Origin of the sequence: Microlunatus sp. GCM10028923 (assembly GCF_042666975.1) — a bacterium.
Classification (GTDB): domain Bacteria; phylum Actinomycetota; class Actinomycetes; order Propionibacteriales; family Propionibacteriaceae; genus Microlunatus.
Window position 1 is genome coordinate 857885 of sequence record NZ_JBHTFF010000001.1, and the last position, 15680, is coordinate 873564.

16 protein-coding genes are annotated in these 15680 nt (G+C 72.1%); 8 read left to right on the forward strand and 8 right to left on the reverse strand.

Annotation, left to right across the window (positions count from 1 at the left end; all coding sequences use genetic code 11):
• The first annotated feature begins 82 nt into the window (after positions 1–82).
• Positions 83–301 (forward strand): DUF2188 domain-containing protein, encoded by a 219-nt coding sequence (locus ACFQU4_RS03855; RefSeq protein ID WP_377487190.1) that lies wholly within the window; start codon positions 83–85, stop codon positions 299–301.
• A 17-nt stretch (positions 302–318) separates the two neighbouring features.
• Here ACFQU4_RS03855 and ACFQU4_RS03860 read toward each other — a convergent pair whose 3' ends face one another.
• Positions 319–693: a VOC family protein gene (locus ACFQU4_RS03860; protein ID WP_377487192.1), complete on the reverse strand. Its 375-nt coding sequence runs from the start codon at positions 691–693 to the stop codon at positions 319–321.
• Between the two features lie 142 nt (positions 694–835).
• Here ACFQU4_RS03860 and ACFQU4_RS03865 point away from each other — a divergent pair, with 142 nt between their 5' ends.
• Entirely contained in the window at positions 836–1210 is a 375-nt protein-coding gene (locus tag ACFQU4_RS03865) for a PRC-barrel domain containing protein (RefSeq protein WP_377487194.1), read from the forward strand.
• 17 nt (positions 1211–1227) lie between these two features.
• Positions 1228–2733, forward strand: coding sequence for an FAD-dependent oxidoreductase (locus tag ACFQU4_RS03870; RefSeq protein WP_377487196.1), 1506 nt, complete (start codon positions 1228–1230; stop codon positions 2731–2733).
• Here ACFQU4_RS03870 and ACFQU4_RS03875 read toward each other — a convergent pair.
• Complete coding sequence (locus tag ACFQU4_RS03875) at positions 2728–3165, reverse strand: methyltransferase (RefSeq protein WP_377487198.1); 438 nt, start codon at positions 3163–3165, stop codon at positions 2728–2730. The two genes, ACFQU4_RS03870 and ACFQU4_RS03875, sit on opposite strands and share 6 nt — an antisense overlap.
• A gap of 244 nt (positions 3166–3409) precedes the next feature.
• On the opposite strand from ACFQU4_RS03875, the gene ACFQU4_RS03880 reads away from it, so the two are divergent.
• The 3 genes from ACFQU4_RS03880 to ACFQU4_RS03890 all read left to right on the forward strand — a co-directional run bounded on the left by ACFQU4_RS03880 (position 3410) and on the right by ACFQU4_RS03890 (position 6775).
• On the forward strand, positions 3410–4411 hold the full coding sequence (locus tag ACFQU4_RS03880; RefSeq protein WP_377487200.1) for a phytanoyl-CoA dioxygenase family protein: 1002 nt from the start codon (positions 3410–3412) through the stop codon (positions 4409–4411).
• A 109-nt stretch (positions 4412–4520) separates the two neighbouring features.
• Positions 4521–5948, forward strand: a complete 1428-nt coding sequence (locus ACFQU4_RS03885; RefSeq protein ID WP_377487202.1) for a polysaccharide lyase 6 family protein — start codon at positions 4521–4523, stop codon at positions 5946–5948.
• The gene (locus ACFQU4_RS03890) at positions 5945–6775 is read left to right on the forward strand and encodes a helix-turn-helix domain-containing protein (RefSeq protein WP_377487204.1); all 831 of its coding nucleotides are present in this window, start codon (positions 5945–5947) and stop codon (positions 6773–6775) included. The genes ACFQU4_RS03885 and ACFQU4_RS03890 overlap by 4 nt, the downstream gene beginning before the upstream one ends.
• Before the next feature lie 6 nt (positions 6776–6781).
• Here the strand turns inward: ACFQU4_RS03890 and ACFQU4_RS03895 are convergent, their stop codons facing one another.
• Positions 6782–7816, reverse strand: coding sequence for an aldo/keto reductase (locus ACFQU4_RS03895; RefSeq protein ID WP_377487206.1), 1035 nt, complete (start codon positions 7814–7816; stop codon positions 6782–6784).
• 58 nt (positions 7817–7874) lie between these two features.
• Here ACFQU4_RS03895 and ACFQU4_RS03900 point away from each other — a divergent pair, with 58 nt between their 5' ends.
• Positions 7875–8444, forward strand: a complete 570-nt coding sequence (locus tag ACFQU4_RS03900) for an ArsR/SmtB family transcription factor (RefSeq protein ID WP_377487208.1) — start codon at positions 7875–7877, stop codon at positions 8442–8444.
• Positions 8445–8722: 278 nt separating this feature from the next.
• Here ACFQU4_RS03900 and ACFQU4_RS03905 read toward each other — a convergent pair whose 3' ends face one another.
• Positions 8723–9295, reverse strand: coding sequence for a TetR/AcrR family transcriptional regulator (locus ACFQU4_RS03905; protein WP_377487210.1), 573 nt, complete (start codon positions 9293–9295; stop codon positions 8723–8725).
• Between the two features lie 87 nt (positions 9296–9382).
• On the opposite strand from ACFQU4_RS03905, the gene ACFQU4_RS03910 reads away from it, so the two are divergent.
• Positions 9383–10279 carry an SDR family oxidoreductase gene (locus tag ACFQU4_RS03910; RefSeq protein WP_377487212.1) on the forward strand — a complete coding sequence of 299 codons (897 nt, stop codon included), beginning with the start codon at positions 9383–9385 and terminating at the stop codon, positions 10277–10279.
• Between the two features lie 7 nt (positions 10280–10286).
• Here ACFQU4_RS03910 and ACFQU4_RS03915 read toward each other — a convergent pair whose 3' ends face one another.
• The 4 genes from ACFQU4_RS03915 to ACFQU4_RS03930 are packed head-to-tail and all read right to left on the reverse strand — an operon-like array spanning position 10287 to position 15672.
• The gene (locus tag ACFQU4_RS03915) at positions 10287–11123 is read right to left on the reverse strand and encodes a hypothetical protein (protein WP_377487214.1); all 837 of its coding nucleotides are present in this window, start codon (positions 11121–11123) and stop codon (positions 10287–10289) included.
• A gap of 2 nt (positions 11124–11125) precedes the next feature.
• Positions 11126–12376, reverse strand: coding sequence for a CaiB/BaiF CoA transferase family protein (locus ACFQU4_RS03920; RefSeq protein WP_377487216.1), 1251 nt, complete (start codon positions 12374–12376; stop codon positions 11126–11128).
• The gene (locus ACFQU4_RS03925) at positions 12373–13644 is read right to left on the reverse strand and encodes a hydroxymethylglutaryl-CoA reductase, degradative (RefSeq protein ID WP_377487218.1); all 1272 of its coding nucleotides are present in this window, start codon (positions 13642–13644) and stop codon (positions 12373–12375) included. Before ACFQU4_RS03925 ends, ACFQU4_RS03920 begins: the two co-directional genes overlap by 4 nt.
• A gap of 60 nt (positions 13645–13704) precedes the next feature.
• Positions 13705–15672, reverse strand: coding sequence for a helix-turn-helix domain-containing protein (locus tag ACFQU4_RS03930; RefSeq protein WP_377487220.1), 1968 nt, complete (start codon positions 15670–15672; stop codon positions 13705–13707).
• Positions 15673–15680: the final 8 nt, after the last annotated feature.

The window sequence follows — 15680 nt, forward strand, 5'->3', positions numbered from 1 at the left end:
CGCCTGCCATTCTGGGTACCTTGCTGGCGGGTCGAGCCGGTCTCGGCCGCTGATCAGCCTGTCCCGAAGGAATGGAGGTCGCATGACCCGTACCGAGTTCCACGTCGTGCCCGACCGGGGCGCGTGGGTGATCGAGCACGCCGGACGGCCCCTCGGCCGGCACGAGAGTCTGGCGGACGCCGTCATCGCGGCCAACGACCGGGCGCGGCGGGTGCAGCCGTCCCGGGTCATGGTCCACCACGAGGACGGCCGCGTCTTCGACCAGGCGAGACCCGACGCGCCGATCCCGGCCCGTACCTGATCATCGCCCGTACCTGATCATCGCCCGGTGAGTTCCGGGTGCGGCTCGGTGAACACGCAGAACTCGTTGCCCTCCGGATCGGCCAGCACGACGAAGCCTTCGGTCCCGGTCTGACCGACATCGCAGGGCCGGGCTCCCAGCTGCAGCAGCCGATTCACCTCGGCGGCCGGGTCGGCCGTACCGAAGTCGAGGTGCAGCCGGTTCTTGGTCCGCTTCGGGTCGTGGGTCGGCTGCAGCCAGACCGAGGGCCCGGAGCCGCCGTCCGGTGGGTGCAGGTGGACCGAGTCCGCACGCGCCGGCTCGGCCGGATAGCCGAGCGCGGCCGACCAGAACTCGGCCTCGCGCTGGACGTCGTCGACGTCGAGGGTCCACTGGGCCACGGCGATCGGCATCGGAGCCGCCTTTCGGTCGGGTGCTTGCCGGTCAGGTTCCCTTCTCCCGGCGGGCTCAAACCCGGTGTTCGTGGCCGCGGCTGCGCCGATTGATCCCCGGCCACAGCGGGTACGGGAAACGGAGAGCGAGCGAGGAGGGGTCATGACCATCGGGAACTGGGATGCGTGGAACTTCCGGTCCGAGCCAGGCGAGGCGTGGCCGTTGATGGCCAAGCTGATCGGGTTCCGGGTGCACGCCACCGACGGCGAGATCGGCAAGATCACCGACGCGTCGACCGAGGAGAACGCCAGCTGGATCGTCGTCGACACCGGGCCGTGGATCTTCGGCCATCAGGTCGTCCTTCCGGCCGGCACCATCCAGCGCGTGGACTGGGATCACCGGGCGGTGGGCGTCGACCTCAGCAAGGACGACGTGGCGGACGCGCCGCCACCGGAGACCGAGGTCGGCTCGGTCCAGGACGAGGAGTACCGGGGCCAGCTCGGCACCTACTACGGCACCGTCGTCACGTCCCGCTGAACCCTGGAAGGGATCCGATGCAGCAGGGCAGCGTCTGGCTGACGACCGCCGAACGGCCGCGGCACCCGCCGCTGACGGCCGATCTGGAGGTCGATGTCGCGGTGGTCGGCGCGGGCCTGGTCGGGCTGACGACGGCCCTGTTCGCGGCCCGCGACGGCGCCCGGGTCGCGGTGCTGGAGGCTGCTCGGATCGGCGCCGGCACCAGCGGCCGGACGACCGGCAAGGTGACTTCGCAGCACGGACTGATCTACGCCGACCTGGCCGAACGGCACGGCGAGGACGTCGCGCGCGGCTATGCCGACGCCAACCAGGCGGGCCTGGCGAAGCTCGCCGAGCTGGCCGAGGAGTTCCCGGTCGACTGCGAGCCGGTCCGGCTGCCCGCGTTCGCCTACGCGGTGCGGCCCGAGGGCCGGGACCGGATCGCCGCCGAGGTACGGGCAGCGCAGCGGGCCGGGCTGCCGGCGACCGCGACGACCGACCTGCCGCTGCCGTTCCCGGTCCAGGCCGCGGTCCGGTTCGATGATCAACTTCTGGTGCATCCCGGCCGCTACCTGGCCGGGCTGGCCGGCGCCGTGGTGGCGGCCGGCGGGATGATCTTCGAGGGGACCCGGATCGGCGAGGTCGATGAATCTCGGGACGGAACGGTGCGGCTGACCGCGGTGAACGGCGTCCGGGTGCGGGCCGGCCGGGCCGTGCTCGCCACGCTGCTGCCGCCCGGGGTGATCGGCGGCTACTTCGCCCGGACCCGGCCAACGAGGTCGTACGGCCTCGCGGTCACACTCCGCGCACCGGCGCCCGAGGCGATGACGATCTCGGTGGACGGCCCGACCCGCTCCCTGCGGCCCTGGCGGTCGGACGGGCTGATCGTGGTCGGGAATGATCATGAACCGGGGTCGGAGCCGGACACCGAGGCCGGCTACCGCGACCTGGCGGACTGGGCCAGGTCGACCTTCGCCGTCGCGTCGGTCGATCACCGGTGGGCGGCCCAGGACTACCGCACGCCGGACCGGTTGCCCTACGTCGGCCGGACGCCCTTCAGCAGCAGGATTCTGACCGCGACCGGCTTCGCCAAGTGGGGCCTCAGCGCCGGCACCGCGGCCGCGCTGCTGCTGGCCGACCTGATCTCCGATCGGCCCGGTCACCCGTGGCAGTCGATCTTCGACGCCACCCGGATCGGCGACGCCGCCACCGTCGGGAGATTGATCAAGGACAACCTCTCGGTGGGTACGGAGTTCGTCGGCGGCCGGTTCGGCGAGGCCGGCGAGGCGGACGACCTGGCACCGGGCCGGGGCGGCCTGATCCTGCTCGACGGCCGCCGGCTGGGCGGCTATCGCGACGCCGACGGGACCCTGCATGCCGTCACCCCGACCTGCACCCATCTCGGCTGCCCGCTGCACTGGAACCGGGCCGACATCAGCTGGGACTGCCGTTGCCACGGATCGCGCTTCGACATCGACGGCGCCGTCCTGGACGGGCCAGCCGTCGAACCGCTGGCCCGGCACGAACCAGCGGATCGATCATGAACCGGGCCGCGGATCCAGTTCTCGGAGTGGGTCACCGCCGTCGATGAAGAGCCGGCCCCGCGGCGTCAGCGCGGCGGCGAGCCGGGCCCGCGCCGCGACGCCGGCGAGCGGATGCCGGCCGTCCAGAGCGCCGACCCGGATCGCGAAGGCGAGGTCGTACGGCCGCTCGCCGGGCTCCAGGGCGAAGTCCTCGACCGCGACCTGGCGCAGCCGCAGCAGACCCGCCGCGATCAGGTCCGCCGAGCCGCTCCGGGCCTGCGCGATTGCCGTCGCCGAGCGGTCGATCATGAGGATCGACCCGCCGCCGGTGAGCCGTTCGGCGACGGCGCGGGCCGCCGCGCCGGGCCCACCGCCGATCTCCAGGACCCGGAGCCCCGGGGTCAGCGGGAGGGCGTCGACGATCTGCCGCAGCCGCGGCGAGAGGTCTGCCATGGTGATGATCCTTTCGTTCGTTGAGGTCCGTCGCCCGGTAGGACCGTCCCGCGAGCCCCGAATCGTCGCTGATCAGCATCGGGTTCGGATCACGTCTGCCAATGGGCGACCTAGGGCAGCGCAATGAATCTTCCAGCCGCTGGGCGGATCGGGACGACCGATTGACTGTCAACATCAGACGATTTAGCTTCGAAACGGACGGTGCGGTTCCTGCCGTCAACGTGGCTCGAACCTGAGGGTGATCATGACCGGCATACTGACGGCCGCCGAACTGGACCATTTCGAGACCGAGGGTTTCCTGCTCAAGCGGGGGCTGCTCGACCCGGATGCTGATCTTGCACCGGTGCTGACCGAGTACGCGGGGGTGCTGGACCGGCTGGCGGAATCGCTGCATGCGGAGGGCGTGATCAGCTCGACGTACGCGGAGCTTCCGTTCGCCGACCGCGTCAACGCCCTGTTCGCCGAGAGCGGCCGGGACCACACCCAGCACTTCGACTTCTCGCTGCCGCAGGGTGGGACCAAGCCGGACACGCCGCTCTGGGTCGGGCCGTCCGTCTTCTCGCTGCTCCGCAACGAGGCCATCCTCGACGTGATCGAATCGATCATCGGGCCGGAGATCTGGTCCAACCCGGTCCAGCACGTCCGGCTCAAGGTTCCGGAGCACCTGATGCCGCCGGACCCCGAGACGGGCCGGCCGAAGAACGTGGCCACACCGTGGCACCAGGACAACGGCGTGATCACCGAGGACGCCGACCAGACCGACCTGGTCACGGTGTGGCTACCACTCGGCGACACCGACCCGGCCAACGGCTGCTTGATGGTGAAGCCGCGCCGGCACCGGGAGGGCGTGCTGCCGCACTGCCCGGGCAACTCGCCGATGGGCGTCCGCCGCGGCGGCGTCGGCGGTCTGGCGATCCCCGGGATCCACCTGGGCGGCGAGACCGTCGACCTGCCGATGGCGGCCGGCGATGTGCTGTTCATGCACCGGCGCACCCCGCACGCGGCACACCGCAACACCAGTGATCATCTCCGGTGGAGCTTCGACCTGCGGTACCAGCCGATCGGGCAGCCCTCGGGTCGGGACGCTTACCCCGGTTTCGTGGCCCGCAGTGCGGCCGATCCCGGTGCGGAGCAGCGCGACCCGCAGCCCTGGGCCGACTCCTGGTACGCCGCCCGGGCCGCCTCCGAGCTTCCCTCGGACCGCCGGTTCAACCGCTGGGACCCGGACGCCGCCGCCTGCGCCTGACCCGTCGATCGCGGATTCATCCAACGAATCCTTGACCCCTGCCCGAAGCCGTACCTACGCTGTAACAAAATTTGCGCGAATCAGTGCAAATCTGAACCAAGGAGGGTTCATGCAGCGTCGTACGTTCCTGGCCGCCTGCGGCGTGGCGGCGGGCACCGCCGGATCGATGATCACCGGAACCGCGCGGGCGGCCGACGCGGTCCGGGTGGACAGTGTCGACGCCCTGCGCCGGGCGATCGCCGAGGCCCGACCGGGCTCGGTGATCGTGCTCGCCGACGGCAGCTACCCGGTGCCGGCCGGCGCACCGGTCGCGATCACCGGCAGGCACGGCACCGCGCAGGAGCCGATCACGATCAAGGCCGCCTCGGTCGGCGGGGTCGAGCTGACCGGCGAGCAGAGCTTCGAGCTCACCGACTCCTCGCACCTGGTGATCAACGGCTTCGTGTTCCGCCAGTCGACGACGCTCGAGGTGCCGGCGGACTGTCACCACGTCCGGCTGTCCCGGAACACCTTCCGACTGGCCGACCTCGAGGGTCTGCACTGGGTGATGATCCGCGGTGATCACTCGGTCGTCGACCACAACTCGTTCGCCGGCAAGTCGACCCTCGGCATCTTCCTCGGCGTCGAGGGCGGCGCCGGAGCCGACGTGATGGCCCAGGGCGTCAAGATCACCAGGAACCACTTCACCGACCACACGTTCACCGGCAGCAACGGCGGCGAGCCGATCCGGCTCGGGCTCAGCGGGCGGGCGCTCGGTGACGCCGGCGCCCTGGTGGAACTGAACCTGTTCGAACGGGTCGACGGCGACCCGGAGGCCATCTCGGTCAAGTCCTCCGGCAACCTGATCCGGCACAACACGGTCCGGGACTCGCTCGGTGGCATCGTGCTCCGGCACGGCAACAACACCCGGGTGGAGGCGAACCATCTGCTCGGCGGCCGGAACGGGATCCGGATCTACGGCGATGATCATCTGGTGATCAACAACTATCTGCACGGGATCGCCGGCTCCGGGATCGTGCTCGGCAGCGGCAGCGTCCGTGATCATCTGCCGGGGGAGTCGCCGGAGTCGCGGCGCGGCAACGACGCCCCGGACCGGGTCACCCTGGCCCACAACACGGTGATCGACTGCGGCACCGGGATCAGCGGCGAGTCGCAGCGCACCCTGCCGCCACTGGACTGTGTGCTGGCCGACAACGTGCTGGTCGGCGCCGCCGGTTCGCTGACCAACCTGCCGTTCCAGGACGGCACTGCCTGGGCCGGGAATCTCTTCTGGGGTGCGGCTCTGGACGGCACCGCGCCGGCCGGCGGGTTCCGCCGGGCCGACCCGTTGCTGGCTGCCGGACCCGACGGCGTGCACCGGCTGACGCAGGGGAGTCCGGCGATCGGCGCCGCGTCGCGGCGGCATCCCGGAGTCGATCATGATCTCGACGGCGACGAGCGCGGCCGGACCCGCGACGTCGGCGCCGACGAGTACACCACCGGGCCACCGCGGTTCCGCCCGCTGACCGCTGCCGACGTCGGGCCGCTGGCCCGGTGATCGGCGTCGACGAGGTCGTCCGGGCCCAGCTGGACCGGCTCCGGCTCGACCTCGTCGTGGCCAGCCGGATCACCCGGGTGCCGCGCTCCTGGGCCCGGCCGAGCCAGCCGGATCCGTACAGCCGGCTGTATTTGATCTTGTCCGGCGAGGGCCGGTTGCGGGTCGGGGAGGTCGAGCTGTCGCCCGTTCCGGGTGACCTCGTCTACCTGCCGGCCGATCGACCGGTGGCGTACGGAACGATCAGTGCCGACACCTATCGCAAGCACTGGCTGCATTTCTCGGCGCTGATCGGCGACAGCGAGCTCGGCGAGGTGCTCGACCTGCCGTACGTGGTGCCGAGCCGGGATCCCGAGGTCGCCGCCGGGCTCTTCGAGCGGGTGGCGGCGATCGACCGGGACCCGCCGACGCTGGCCACCCCGCTGCGCCTCCGGGCCGCCCTGTCGGAGTTGTTCGGGCACTACCTGGAGTGCGCCCCGCCGGGGTCCGTGCGGCTGGCCGGGGGCCAGGCTGCCGACGTCTTCCAGCGGGTGGTGCGGTTCGTCGGCGGTGCGCTCGGCGAGCCGCTGACGCTGGACCGGCTGGCCGCCGAGACCGGGCTGGCGCCGGGCGACTTCGCCCGCCGGTTCAAGATCGAGTTCGGCCTGTCGCCCAAGCAGTACGTGAAGCGGGCCCGGATCGAGCATGCGCAGCGGGAGCTGGTCGACACGGACCGGCCGATCGAGGAGATCGCCGCCGACGTGGGAATGGACCAGTCCTACTTCAGTCGCGCCTTCCGCCAGGTCAGCTCGATCACGCCGAGCGACTACCGGCGGCTCTACCGACCATGATCATGATCACTGCGGCTCGACGTACCGCCGGCGGCTCGGGTCGGCCAGCCAGGGCGGCGGTGCGGGCGCGGTCGGCTCGTAGACGTTGCTGCCGGGCGGGACGATCGCGTCGATCCGGTCCAGCGTGGCCTCGTCGAGCCGGGCCGGTGCATCGAGGATCGAGGTGAGTTGATCTTCGGTCCGGGGACCGAGCAGGACCGCGCTGACCGCGCGATGGCTGAGCGGGAAGGCGGCGGCGAGGGCCGGCAGGCTGGTGCCGCAGTCCTCGGCGACCTTGATCAACTCCTCCACGGCATCGAGCTTCCGGGCGGTCACCGGGTCGGCCGGATCGAACCATTCCGGCCGCAGCCTGGCTCGCGCACCCGGCTCGGCCGTGGCGTCGCCGCGCCGGTAGCGGCCGGTGAGGAAGCCCCAGGCGAGCGGGCTCCAGGTCAGCACGCCCATGCCCTGCCGCTCGGTGACGACCAGGACGTCCCGCTCGATCCCGCGGGCCAGCAGGTTGTACGGGGGCTGCTCGGTCCGGAACGGCCGCAGCCCGTGCCGGTCGGCGACCCGCTGGGCCTCGACGAGCTCGAACGCGGGGTAGACCGAGCACCCGAACACGCCGATCTTGCCGGCCTGCTGCAGGTCGGTCAGCGTGGCCAGGGTCTCGGTCAGATCGGTGTCCCAGTCCGGCCGATGGATCTGGTAGACGTCGAGATGGTCCGTGTCCAGCCGGCGCAGGCTGGCCTCGACGGCCCGGGTCAGATGCCGGCGGGAGTTGCCGCCCCGGTTCGGGCCCTCGGTGAGCGGGTAGTGGCCCTTGGTCGCCAGCACGACATCGTCGCGATGCCCCTTGAGCGCCTTGCCGACGATCTCCTCGGACTCACCGGCGGAGTACATGTCCGCCGTGTCGATCAAGTTGACCCCGCGGTCCAGTGCGGCATGCAGGATCCGCGCACACGCCTCATGATCGGGATTGCCGGCCGAACCGAACATCATCGTGCCGAGGGCGTACTCGGAGACCTCGAGGCCGGTCCGGCCCAGGTGGCGATAGCGCATGATCACGAGCGTAGGTCTGCAAGAGAATTTGCGCAAATGGTCTTGCTAAGGTGGCCGGATGCGAGACGGTTCACCTGGTGACGTCCGGCAGGTCCACGACGCGCGGGCGCTGGCCGCGCTCGGCCATCCGGACCGATGGCGGATCATCGATCGCCTCGCGGTCTCCGGCGCGGCGACCACCGGTGAGCTGGCCGCCGCCCTCGACCTGGCGACCGGCAGCATCTCCCATCACCTCAAGGTGCTCGGCGAAGCGGGCCTGGTCGAGCGGGCGCCGGACGGCGACGACCGTCGGCAACGCAACTGGCAGCTGGTCAGCCGCGGCCTGCGCTGGAGTCCAGCCCAGTTCCGCGACAGTGCCGAGGAGGCGGTCGCGACCGCGGCCGACGGAGCCCTGCTGGCCCGGCAGTTCGAGAGCGCCCGGGCGTTCCTGGCCGCGGCCGAGGAGCCCTGGGACGAGGCGGCGTACGGCGGCCACGTGTGGCTCCGGGCCACCCCGGAGGAGCTGGCCGAGTTCGGTGCCGAGCTGGACGAGCTGCTGCTGCGCTGGCGCCGCCGAGAGATTCCGGAGGATGGGGCCGAACGGAGCACCATCCTCGCCTTCGCCCGCGCCTTCCCCGCCACCCCCTAAAAGAGCCCGCTGACCGGGCACAAAAGCAGGCGTTCTGGCGGCGTGTCGCTGCGGAACTGCCCAGTCACCGGTGGGGGTGGGGTTCGGATCCGAGGGTTCAGGGCGCCGGTTCGGATCGGCGGGTCCCGGTGGTCGGTTCGGGTCGGCGGGTCCCGGTGGTCGGTTCGGGTCGGGTTCGAGGCGTCGGTTTGTGCTGGGGTCGGGGTGCCGGTTCGGATCGGCTGGAACCTGGTCGCCTGCTTGGGTCGGGTTCAGGGTGCCGGTTCGGGGCTTGGTGTTCAGGTGAGGGTCGACGTCGCGGACTGGACGGCGTGGAGTTCTTCGCGGGCCAGGGTTGCCAGTTCCGCGGTCTCACCGGCGGTGACCCAGCGGGCGTACGCACGCTTGAAGGCGAGCATCCCGATCTCCGCGGCGAGGCTGGCGGCCGGATCGGGGATGCCGCGGCGATGTAGGGCCTCGGTGAGGACGGCCGCCAGGCCGACCTGTTTGAGGGTGTCACGCTCCTGGAGTTCGGCGTTGGCGGCGATCGCGGCTTGCAGTTTCGGACCCAGCTCGCGGCGATCGGGAGTGAAGGCGGCGGTCACCGCCTCGAGAGCGGCGAGGACCGCCTCCATCGGGGTCGCGGAGTCCGGTGCCCCGGCGGCGCCCTCGGTGAGCAGCGTGGCCAAGGTGTCCTGGCCGGCGACGAGCAGTTCGCGCTTGTCCGGGAAGTGCCGGAAGAAAGTGCTCTTGGTCAGGCCGGCGCGCTCGGCGATCTGGGCCACCGTCGTCGCGTCATAGCCCTGCTCGCCGAACAGGTCGAGGGCTGCTCGTACCAATCGATCGCGCGCATCCGGTTCCCATCTGGCCACGGGCCCATCATAGTGACGGGACTCTTGTCTCATCACCGTGTACAGTGATGGGACAAGAGTCTTATCACTGTGGAGGAGAAAACGATCATGCGCATCTTCGTCACCGGGGCGACCGGCTGGATCGGTTCCGCCGTCGTACCGGAGTTGATCAAGGCCGGGCACGAGGTGGTCGGCCTGGCTCGGTCCGACAGGTCTGCCGACGCGTTGAAGGCGGCCGGGGCGGAGGCCCTGCGTGGGGACCTGACCGATCCGGCCTCGCTGCGCGCCGGGGCCGCCGACGCGGACGGCGTCATCCAGCTGGCCTTCGATCACTCGGACTTCGGCGCCGGGTTCGCCGAGGCGATCCGGCAGGAGGCGCGGTCCGTCGAGGTGTTCGGGGAGGCGCTCGCGGGCACCGGCAAGGCGCTGGTCGTCGCGTCCGGCACGCCGGCACTGACGGGCCAGGTCTCAACCGAGGCCGACTGGCAGTCCGGCCCGGGCCTGGCCGAAGGGCGGGAGCTGGCGGCCCGGGCCGCGGTGGGGCTGGCCGAGCAGGGCGTCCGGCCCTCGGTGGTCCGGCTGCCCCGGTCGGTGCACGGCACCGGCGACCACGGCTTCGTCGCCCAGCTGATCGCCGTCGCGCGGGCGAAGGGCGTCTCCGGGTACCTAGGCGACGGGACCAATCGCTGGCCCGCGGTCCACGTGACCGACGCGGCCCGGCTGTTCCGGCTGGCCGCCGAGCAGGCGCCGGCGGGTTCGGTGCTGCACGCGATCGGCGATGAGGGGGTACGGCTGGGGGACCTGGCCGCCGTGATCGGCCGGCACCTCGACCTGCCGGTCGGCCGGTTGGAGACGGCCGACTACGGCCCGCTGGGCCCGATCTTCGAGCGCGATCAGCCGTCCTCGGCCGAGCAGACCCGGCGGCTGCTGAACTGGACCCCGACCGGACCCGACCTGCTGGCCGATGTCGATCAAGGTCACTACTTCGAAGCGAACGGGAACTGAGCTGGCCCTACCGCCCTTCGGTGGGCTCAAGGACCGGGTCCGCCCAGTCGATCCTGCCCTCGGCGAGGATTCCGTGATCTTGGTCCAGCGCGAACACCCCGGCGCCGTCGTCGTCGCTCCGGCCGCTGATCGTGATCATGGTCTCGGCCAGGGTCGGAGCCAGGGCACGGAACCGGTAGCCGTGGACCGCGCGGTCGGGATGCTGCCGTACGACGGAATCGAGCAGCAGCAGGCGCAGCAGCGGGCCGTGCACGAGCAGGTCCGGCAGATTCTCGGCGGTACGCGCCCAGTCCAGGTCGTAGTGGATCCGGTGCGTGTTGAACGTGATCGCGGAGAACCGGAACAGCATCCGCCGGTCCATGATCAACGTCTCGGTCCAGTCGGCCGGCCGGTCCGGTGCCGGTTCGGGCTGCCGCGGCGAGCCCGGGTTGGCCTCGAGGAACACGTCGTGCCAGACGCTCTCGACGGCGAGTTCGCCCGCGCAGTGGAAGGTCCGGACCAGATCGGCGAACACCAGCCGGCCGGACCGGCCGGTCTTTTCCGTGACGGTGCCGGCCCGGGTCCGCTGGCGTACCGGATCGCCGTAGCGCAGCGGGCGGTGGAAGGTGGTGTCCTCGCCGGCATAGCGGCGGATCGGCAGGCCGAATTCGGGCAGTATGCCGTCGCGGGCCGGCGACCCGTCCTCGCGGAGATCGGCGAGCGGCACCCGGAACGGGAAGTAGAGGCCCTCCCAGCCCGGCGGCAGGGCGGCACCGGCGATCGGCTCCGGAACGTGCGGCGCGAAGGTGTCCCGGTACGCCAGCGCCGGGAACTCGCCGAGTTCCTCGACGAGGTCCAGTTCCATGATCAGATCACCCCGCCGCGACGAAGCTCCGCGATCTTGTCCGCGGAGTAGCCGGCGATCCCGGACAGCACCACGTCGGCGTGTTCGCCGAGCCGGTTGGCGATCCGGTCCGGGGTGGGCGGCGTCACGGAGAGCTTGATCGGCTGGCCGAACATCCGGAGCCGGCCCAGCTCGCCGTAGTCGGCCTCGACGATCATGTCGCGTTCGGCGGTGCCCGGGTCGTCGACCACCTCGCCGACGTCCTTGATCGCGGTGAGCGGGATCAGGTCGCCGGCCAGGTCCTCCAGTTCGGCGCGGGTCCGGTCGCGGAACCAGTCCATGATCAACGGGCGGACCCGGCGCTCGTACACCTCGGCGTCGAACCGCTTCCGCATGGTGTCGATCTCCTGATCATCGGCGGCGTCCGGGGTGCCGAACAGGTCGCAGCTGGCCCGCCACAGCTTGTCCGTGTACGCGCCGAAGAAGACCTTGCCGTCGGCGCACGGGAACAGTTCGTACGGCCGCACCCAGGCGTGTTCGTTGCCGGCCGGTGCGGCCACCGTGCCGGCGACGGTGTAGTCGACGACCGCGGTCTCGGTGAGCGCGAGGATGCTGTCCACCTGGGCCACGTCGACCAGCTGACCCTGGCCGGTCCGTTCCGCGTGCCGGAGTGCCGCCAGGGTGCCGATCACGCCGAACAGGGTTGCCGACAGGTCGCCGATGGTGACGCCGACCCGGACCGGCTCGCGATCTTGGTAGCCGTTCATCGACCAGAGCCCGCCGGCCGCCTGCGCGGTGCTGTCGAACGCGGGCCGCCGGCTCCGCGAGCCGGTTTGCCCGTACCCGGAGATCGACAGCTGGACCAGTCGCGGATTGATCTTGGCCAGCACGTCGTAGCCGAGCCCGAGTTTGATCATGGTGCCGGGCCGGAAGTTCTCGACCAGGACGTCGGCCCGGGCCACCAGGTCCTTGAGCGCCTGCTTGCCGTCCTCGGTGGCGAGGTTGAGTGCGACGCCGAGCTTGCCGCGGTTGTACTGGGCGTAGTACGCGCTGAACTCCTCGGCCTCGGAGCGCAGGTAGGGCGGGAAGCCGCGCGCCACGTCCGGGTCGGCCGGGTTCTCGATCTTGATCACGGTGGCGCCGAGGTCGGCCAGCAACTGCGCCGCGTACGGGCCGGCCAGGACCCGGGACAGGTCGAGCACGAGCACGCCGCCCAGCGCGCCGGCGGACGCGGCCAGCAACGGGTGCGGCGCCGGCTGGTCCGGCCCGCTCATCGGGCGGCCCGCAGCTCGGCCAGCACCTGTTCGGCGTACTCGGCGCGGATCCGGCGGTCGGCGACGATCCTGGCCGCGACCGGGCCGATCTCGTCGGCGGTCGCCCCGGCCGAGGCGGCCAGGGTGCGCGCGTGCAGCGTCATGTGGCCGCGCTGGATGCCCTCGGCGGCGAGCGCGCGCAGGGCGGCAAGGTTCTGGGCCAGTCCGACCGCCGCGATCACCCCGGCCAGCTCGGCCGCGGACTCGACGCCGAGCAGCCGGACCGCGGCCTGGGCCACCGGGTGGGCCCGGGTCGCGCCGCCGACCAGCCCGACCGCCAGCGGCAGCTCGAGGGTGCCGACCAGGTGACCATCCGGTCCGGTCTCGAAGCGGGACAGGGCGGTGTAGTGGCCGTCGCGCGCGGCGTGCGCGTGGGCGCCGGACTCGACGGCCCGGGTGTCGTTGCCGGTGGCCAGCACGACCGCGCTGACGCCGTTCATGATCCCCTTGTTGTGCGTCGCCGCCCGGTACGGGTCCGCCTCCGCGAACGCGCCGGCCAGCACGATGTCGCGGACCACCTCGGCGCCGCCGAGCAGGTCCGCGTCGAACCTGGCCCGGACCCGGGTCAGCCGTCGGTCCGCCTTGTTGCTGAGGATCCGCAGCAGCGACCGGCCGCCGGCCAGCTCGGCCACCCGCGGTGCCAGGGCCTCGGCCATCGTGTTGACGGCGTTGGCGCCCATCGCGTCCCGGACGTCCACGTGCAGGTGCATGATCACCTGATCACCGGCGCGGGTCGGCAGCGTCCGTACCGAAAGCTCACGGGCGCCGCCACCCAGTCCGGCCAGCACCGGGTCCTGCTCGTTGGCCAGCGCCAGCAGCTCGTCCCGCGCCTCCAGCACCCGGAGCCGGCCGGCCTCCGGGTCGGGCACCTCGACGATCTGCAGCTGCGCGATCATCACTGCGCCGGTGTCGGAGGTGTGGAAGCCGCCCAGCCCGCGAGCCATCCGGGCCGCGTTGGAGGCGGCCGCGACCACACTCGGCTCCTCGGTCGCCATCGGCACCAGGTAGTCGCGGCCGTTCACGGTCAGGTTGGTGGCGACCCCGACCGGCACCCCGAGGACGCCGATCACGTTCTCGATCAGGTGGTCGGCCTGCTTCAGCTCCAGGCCGTGGGACGGGTCGAACACCTGCAGGGTCTCCGCGTCCAGACCGGCGTGCTCGGCGATCAGCCGGCGTCGCCCGGCCGGGTCGGTGTCGCGCAGTCTGGGCAGTCGGCTGTTGACGGCCACGGAGTCTCCCTTCGCCGCTCACACCCTACGAAGATCGGTCGCGGTCCCGATATGGAGTGATCATCCAGTCGGCTCTGACTTGGGTGGGGCATTCGACCGTGCCGACAACCGCTCGCGGAGTTCGTCGAGGCGGGCGGCGATGCCGATCCGGAACAGCCGTTCGTCGTCGCGCCAGGTCCGGCCGAGCAGTTGGTCCAGCCGGTCCAGGCGCTGCAGGATTGTGTTCGGGTGGAAGCTCAGGGCACGCGCGGTGCGGGTCGGGCTGGCGTTGCTCCGGACGAAGGCGCGCAGGGTGCCGAGCAGGTCGGTGCCGCGGGCGCTGTCGTACCTTCGGATCGGGCCGATCGTCTCGTCCAGGAAGGCGTTCAGGGCGGTGGCGTCGGTGTCCAGCAGCGCCGAGTACGGAAGGTAGTCGTCGGTCGAGGCCGTACCGTCCTCGATGCCGAGCGCCGCCAGCAACCGTGCGGTCCGCAGCGCCACCGCCACCGCGGCCGGCAGCGCGCCGGCCGAGACCGCGGTCGGCACGGCCAGCACCGGAGCCTGGATCGCCTGGCCGACCCGGACGCGCAGCTCCTCCGGCTCGATCGCGAGCCGCGCCGCCGGGTACGCGGCCACGACGAAGCCGCGGTGTTCGCCGACCAGGGCCCGGTCCCCGCACAGCGGACCCAGGGTCCGGACCGCGGTCCCGCGGTGTTCGCCCGGCACGGCGAACAAGATCAACGCGTCCAGGTCGGCCGGCACGACGCCGAGCCGCCGGGCCCGCCGTTCGACATCGGCGTACCGCTCGGGGGCGGCCGCGAGCAGGTCGGCGACCACCTCGCTGCGGACCCGGCGCTCGGCCTCCGCGCCGGCCTCCTGCTGCAGGGCCAGCAGCGCACCCACCTGCGCGGCCCGCTCCACGGTGCGCCGGTCCACCGGCCCGAGCCCGAACTCACCCTCGCCGAGCAGGATCGCGCCGAAGTAGCGCCGGCCGGCCGACAGGGCGGCCACTGTCCGGCTTCCGTCCGAACCCTCCCGCCCGTCTCGGCCGCCGACCGCGACGCAGTGCCCGGACCGCCGGCTGTCCTCGATCGCGGCCCGGGTCGGTTCGTCGACCCGATTCAGCGGATCGTCCGCCGGGGGAGCGGGCCCGTCGGCGGCCAGCACCTGGTCCCGGTCGTCGATGATCATGACCGGCCGGCCGAGCGCGGTGGCCAGCGTCTCCGCGACCGGGGCGAAACCGCCGCCGGCCAGGACCGCCCTGACCAGCTGCTGGTGCACGGTGTTGGCGCGGTCGCGCTCGGCGAGGTGGCCGGTCAACCGGTCCAGGGCCCGGCGCGCCTCGTCCTCGGAGTGCTGCAGCCGGCGCAGCGACTGGGCGGTGTGCAGCACCACAGCCGCGTGGTCGGCCAGCGCCGAGAGCAGCGCGGTCTCCTCGGGGGCGAACTCGTACTCCTCGCGGTTGGCCACGAACAGCACCCCGAGCACCTCGTCGCCGGACAGCATCGGCACGCCGAGGATCGACACGATGCCCTCGGCCGCGACCGCGGCGTCGATCGACGGCTCGTGCCGGTCGGCGCGATAGACCTGGTAGCGGCTCAGCCACTGCGGGGTACGGGTCTCGACGATCACGCTGGCCAGGCCGCGGCCGGGCGGCACCCGGAGCCGCTGGAACTGGGCGCTGACGGAGCCGTCGGTCACCCGGACCCGCAGCTCGCGGGTCTCCGGGTCGAACTCCGAGAGGTACGTGACGTCGCCGCCCATCATCTCGTGGGCGCGCCGGACCAGTCGCTGCAGCAGCGCGTCGGTGTCCCGCAACTCGGCCAGTTCGCGGGCGCTGGAGAACAGGGCCGCGAGCTCGTGCTCGCGGCGGCGCAGCCGGTCCTGTTCCCGGCGCAGCCGGTCGACCGTGCCGGCCAGCCGGGTGCCCTCGTCGCCGGTCACCCCGAGCCGGGCCAGGGCGGCGGTCAGCTCGGCGTACCCGACGGCACCGGTGCCGCCGGCCGCCTCGATCAGGGTCGCCGCCGCGGCGGCCGCGTCCTCGCTCATCAGCACTC

Bases quoted from the DNA above. Each gene is read 5' to 3' on its own strand.
- ACFQU4_RS03855 (WP_377487190.1), top strand. From the start codon at position 83: ATGACCCGTACCGAGTTCCACGTCGTGCCCGACCGGGGCGCGTGGGTG.
- ACFQU4_RS03860 (WP_377487192.1), bottom strand. From the start codon at position 693: ATGCCGATCGCCGTGGCCCAGTGGACCCTCGACGTCGACGACGTCCAG.
- ACFQU4_RS03865 (WP_377487194.1), top strand. From the start codon at position 836: ATGACCATCGGGAACTGGGATGCGTGGAACTTCCGGTCCGAGCCAGGC.
- ACFQU4_RS03870 (WP_377487196.1), top strand. From the start codon at position 1,228: ATGCAGCAGGGCAGCGTCTGGCTGACGACCGCCGAACGGCCGCGGCAC.
- ACFQU4_RS03875 (WP_377487198.1), bottom strand. From the start codon at position 3,165: ATGGCAGACCTCTCGCCGCGGCTGCGGCAGATCGTCGACGCCCTCCCG.
- ACFQU4_RS03880 (WP_377487200.1), top strand. From the start codon at position 3,410: ATGACCGGCATACTGACGGCCGCCGAACTGGACCATTTCGAGACCGAG.
- ACFQU4_RS03885 (WP_377487202.1), top strand. From the start codon at position 4,521: ATGCAGCGTCGTACGTTCCTGGCCGCCTGCGGCGTGGCGGCGGGCACC.
- ACFQU4_RS03895 (WP_377487206.1), bottom strand. From the start codon at position 7,816: ATGCGCTATCGCCACCTGGGCCGGACCGGCCTCGAGGTCTCCGAGTAC.
- ACFQU4_RS03900 (WP_377487208.1), top strand. From the start codon at position 7,875: ATGCGAGACGGTTCACCTGGTGACGTCCGGCAGGTCCACGACGCGCGG.
- ACFQU4_RS03910 (WP_377487212.1), top strand. From the start codon at position 9,383: ATGCGCATCTTCGTCACCGGGGCGACCGGCTGGATCGGTTCCGCCGTC.
- ACFQU4_RS03915 (WP_377487214.1), bottom strand. From the start codon at position 11,123: ATGGAACTGGACCTCGTCGAGGAACTCGGCGAGTTCCCGGCGCTGGCG.
- ACFQU4_RS03920 (WP_377487216.1), bottom strand. From the start codon at position 12,376: ATGAGCGGGCCGGACCAGCCGGCGCCGCACCCGTTGCTGGCCGCGTCC.
- ACFQU4_RS03930 (WP_377487220.1), bottom strand. From the start codon at position 15,672: ATGAGCGAGGACGCGGCCGCCGCGGCGGCGACCCTGATCGAGGCGGCC.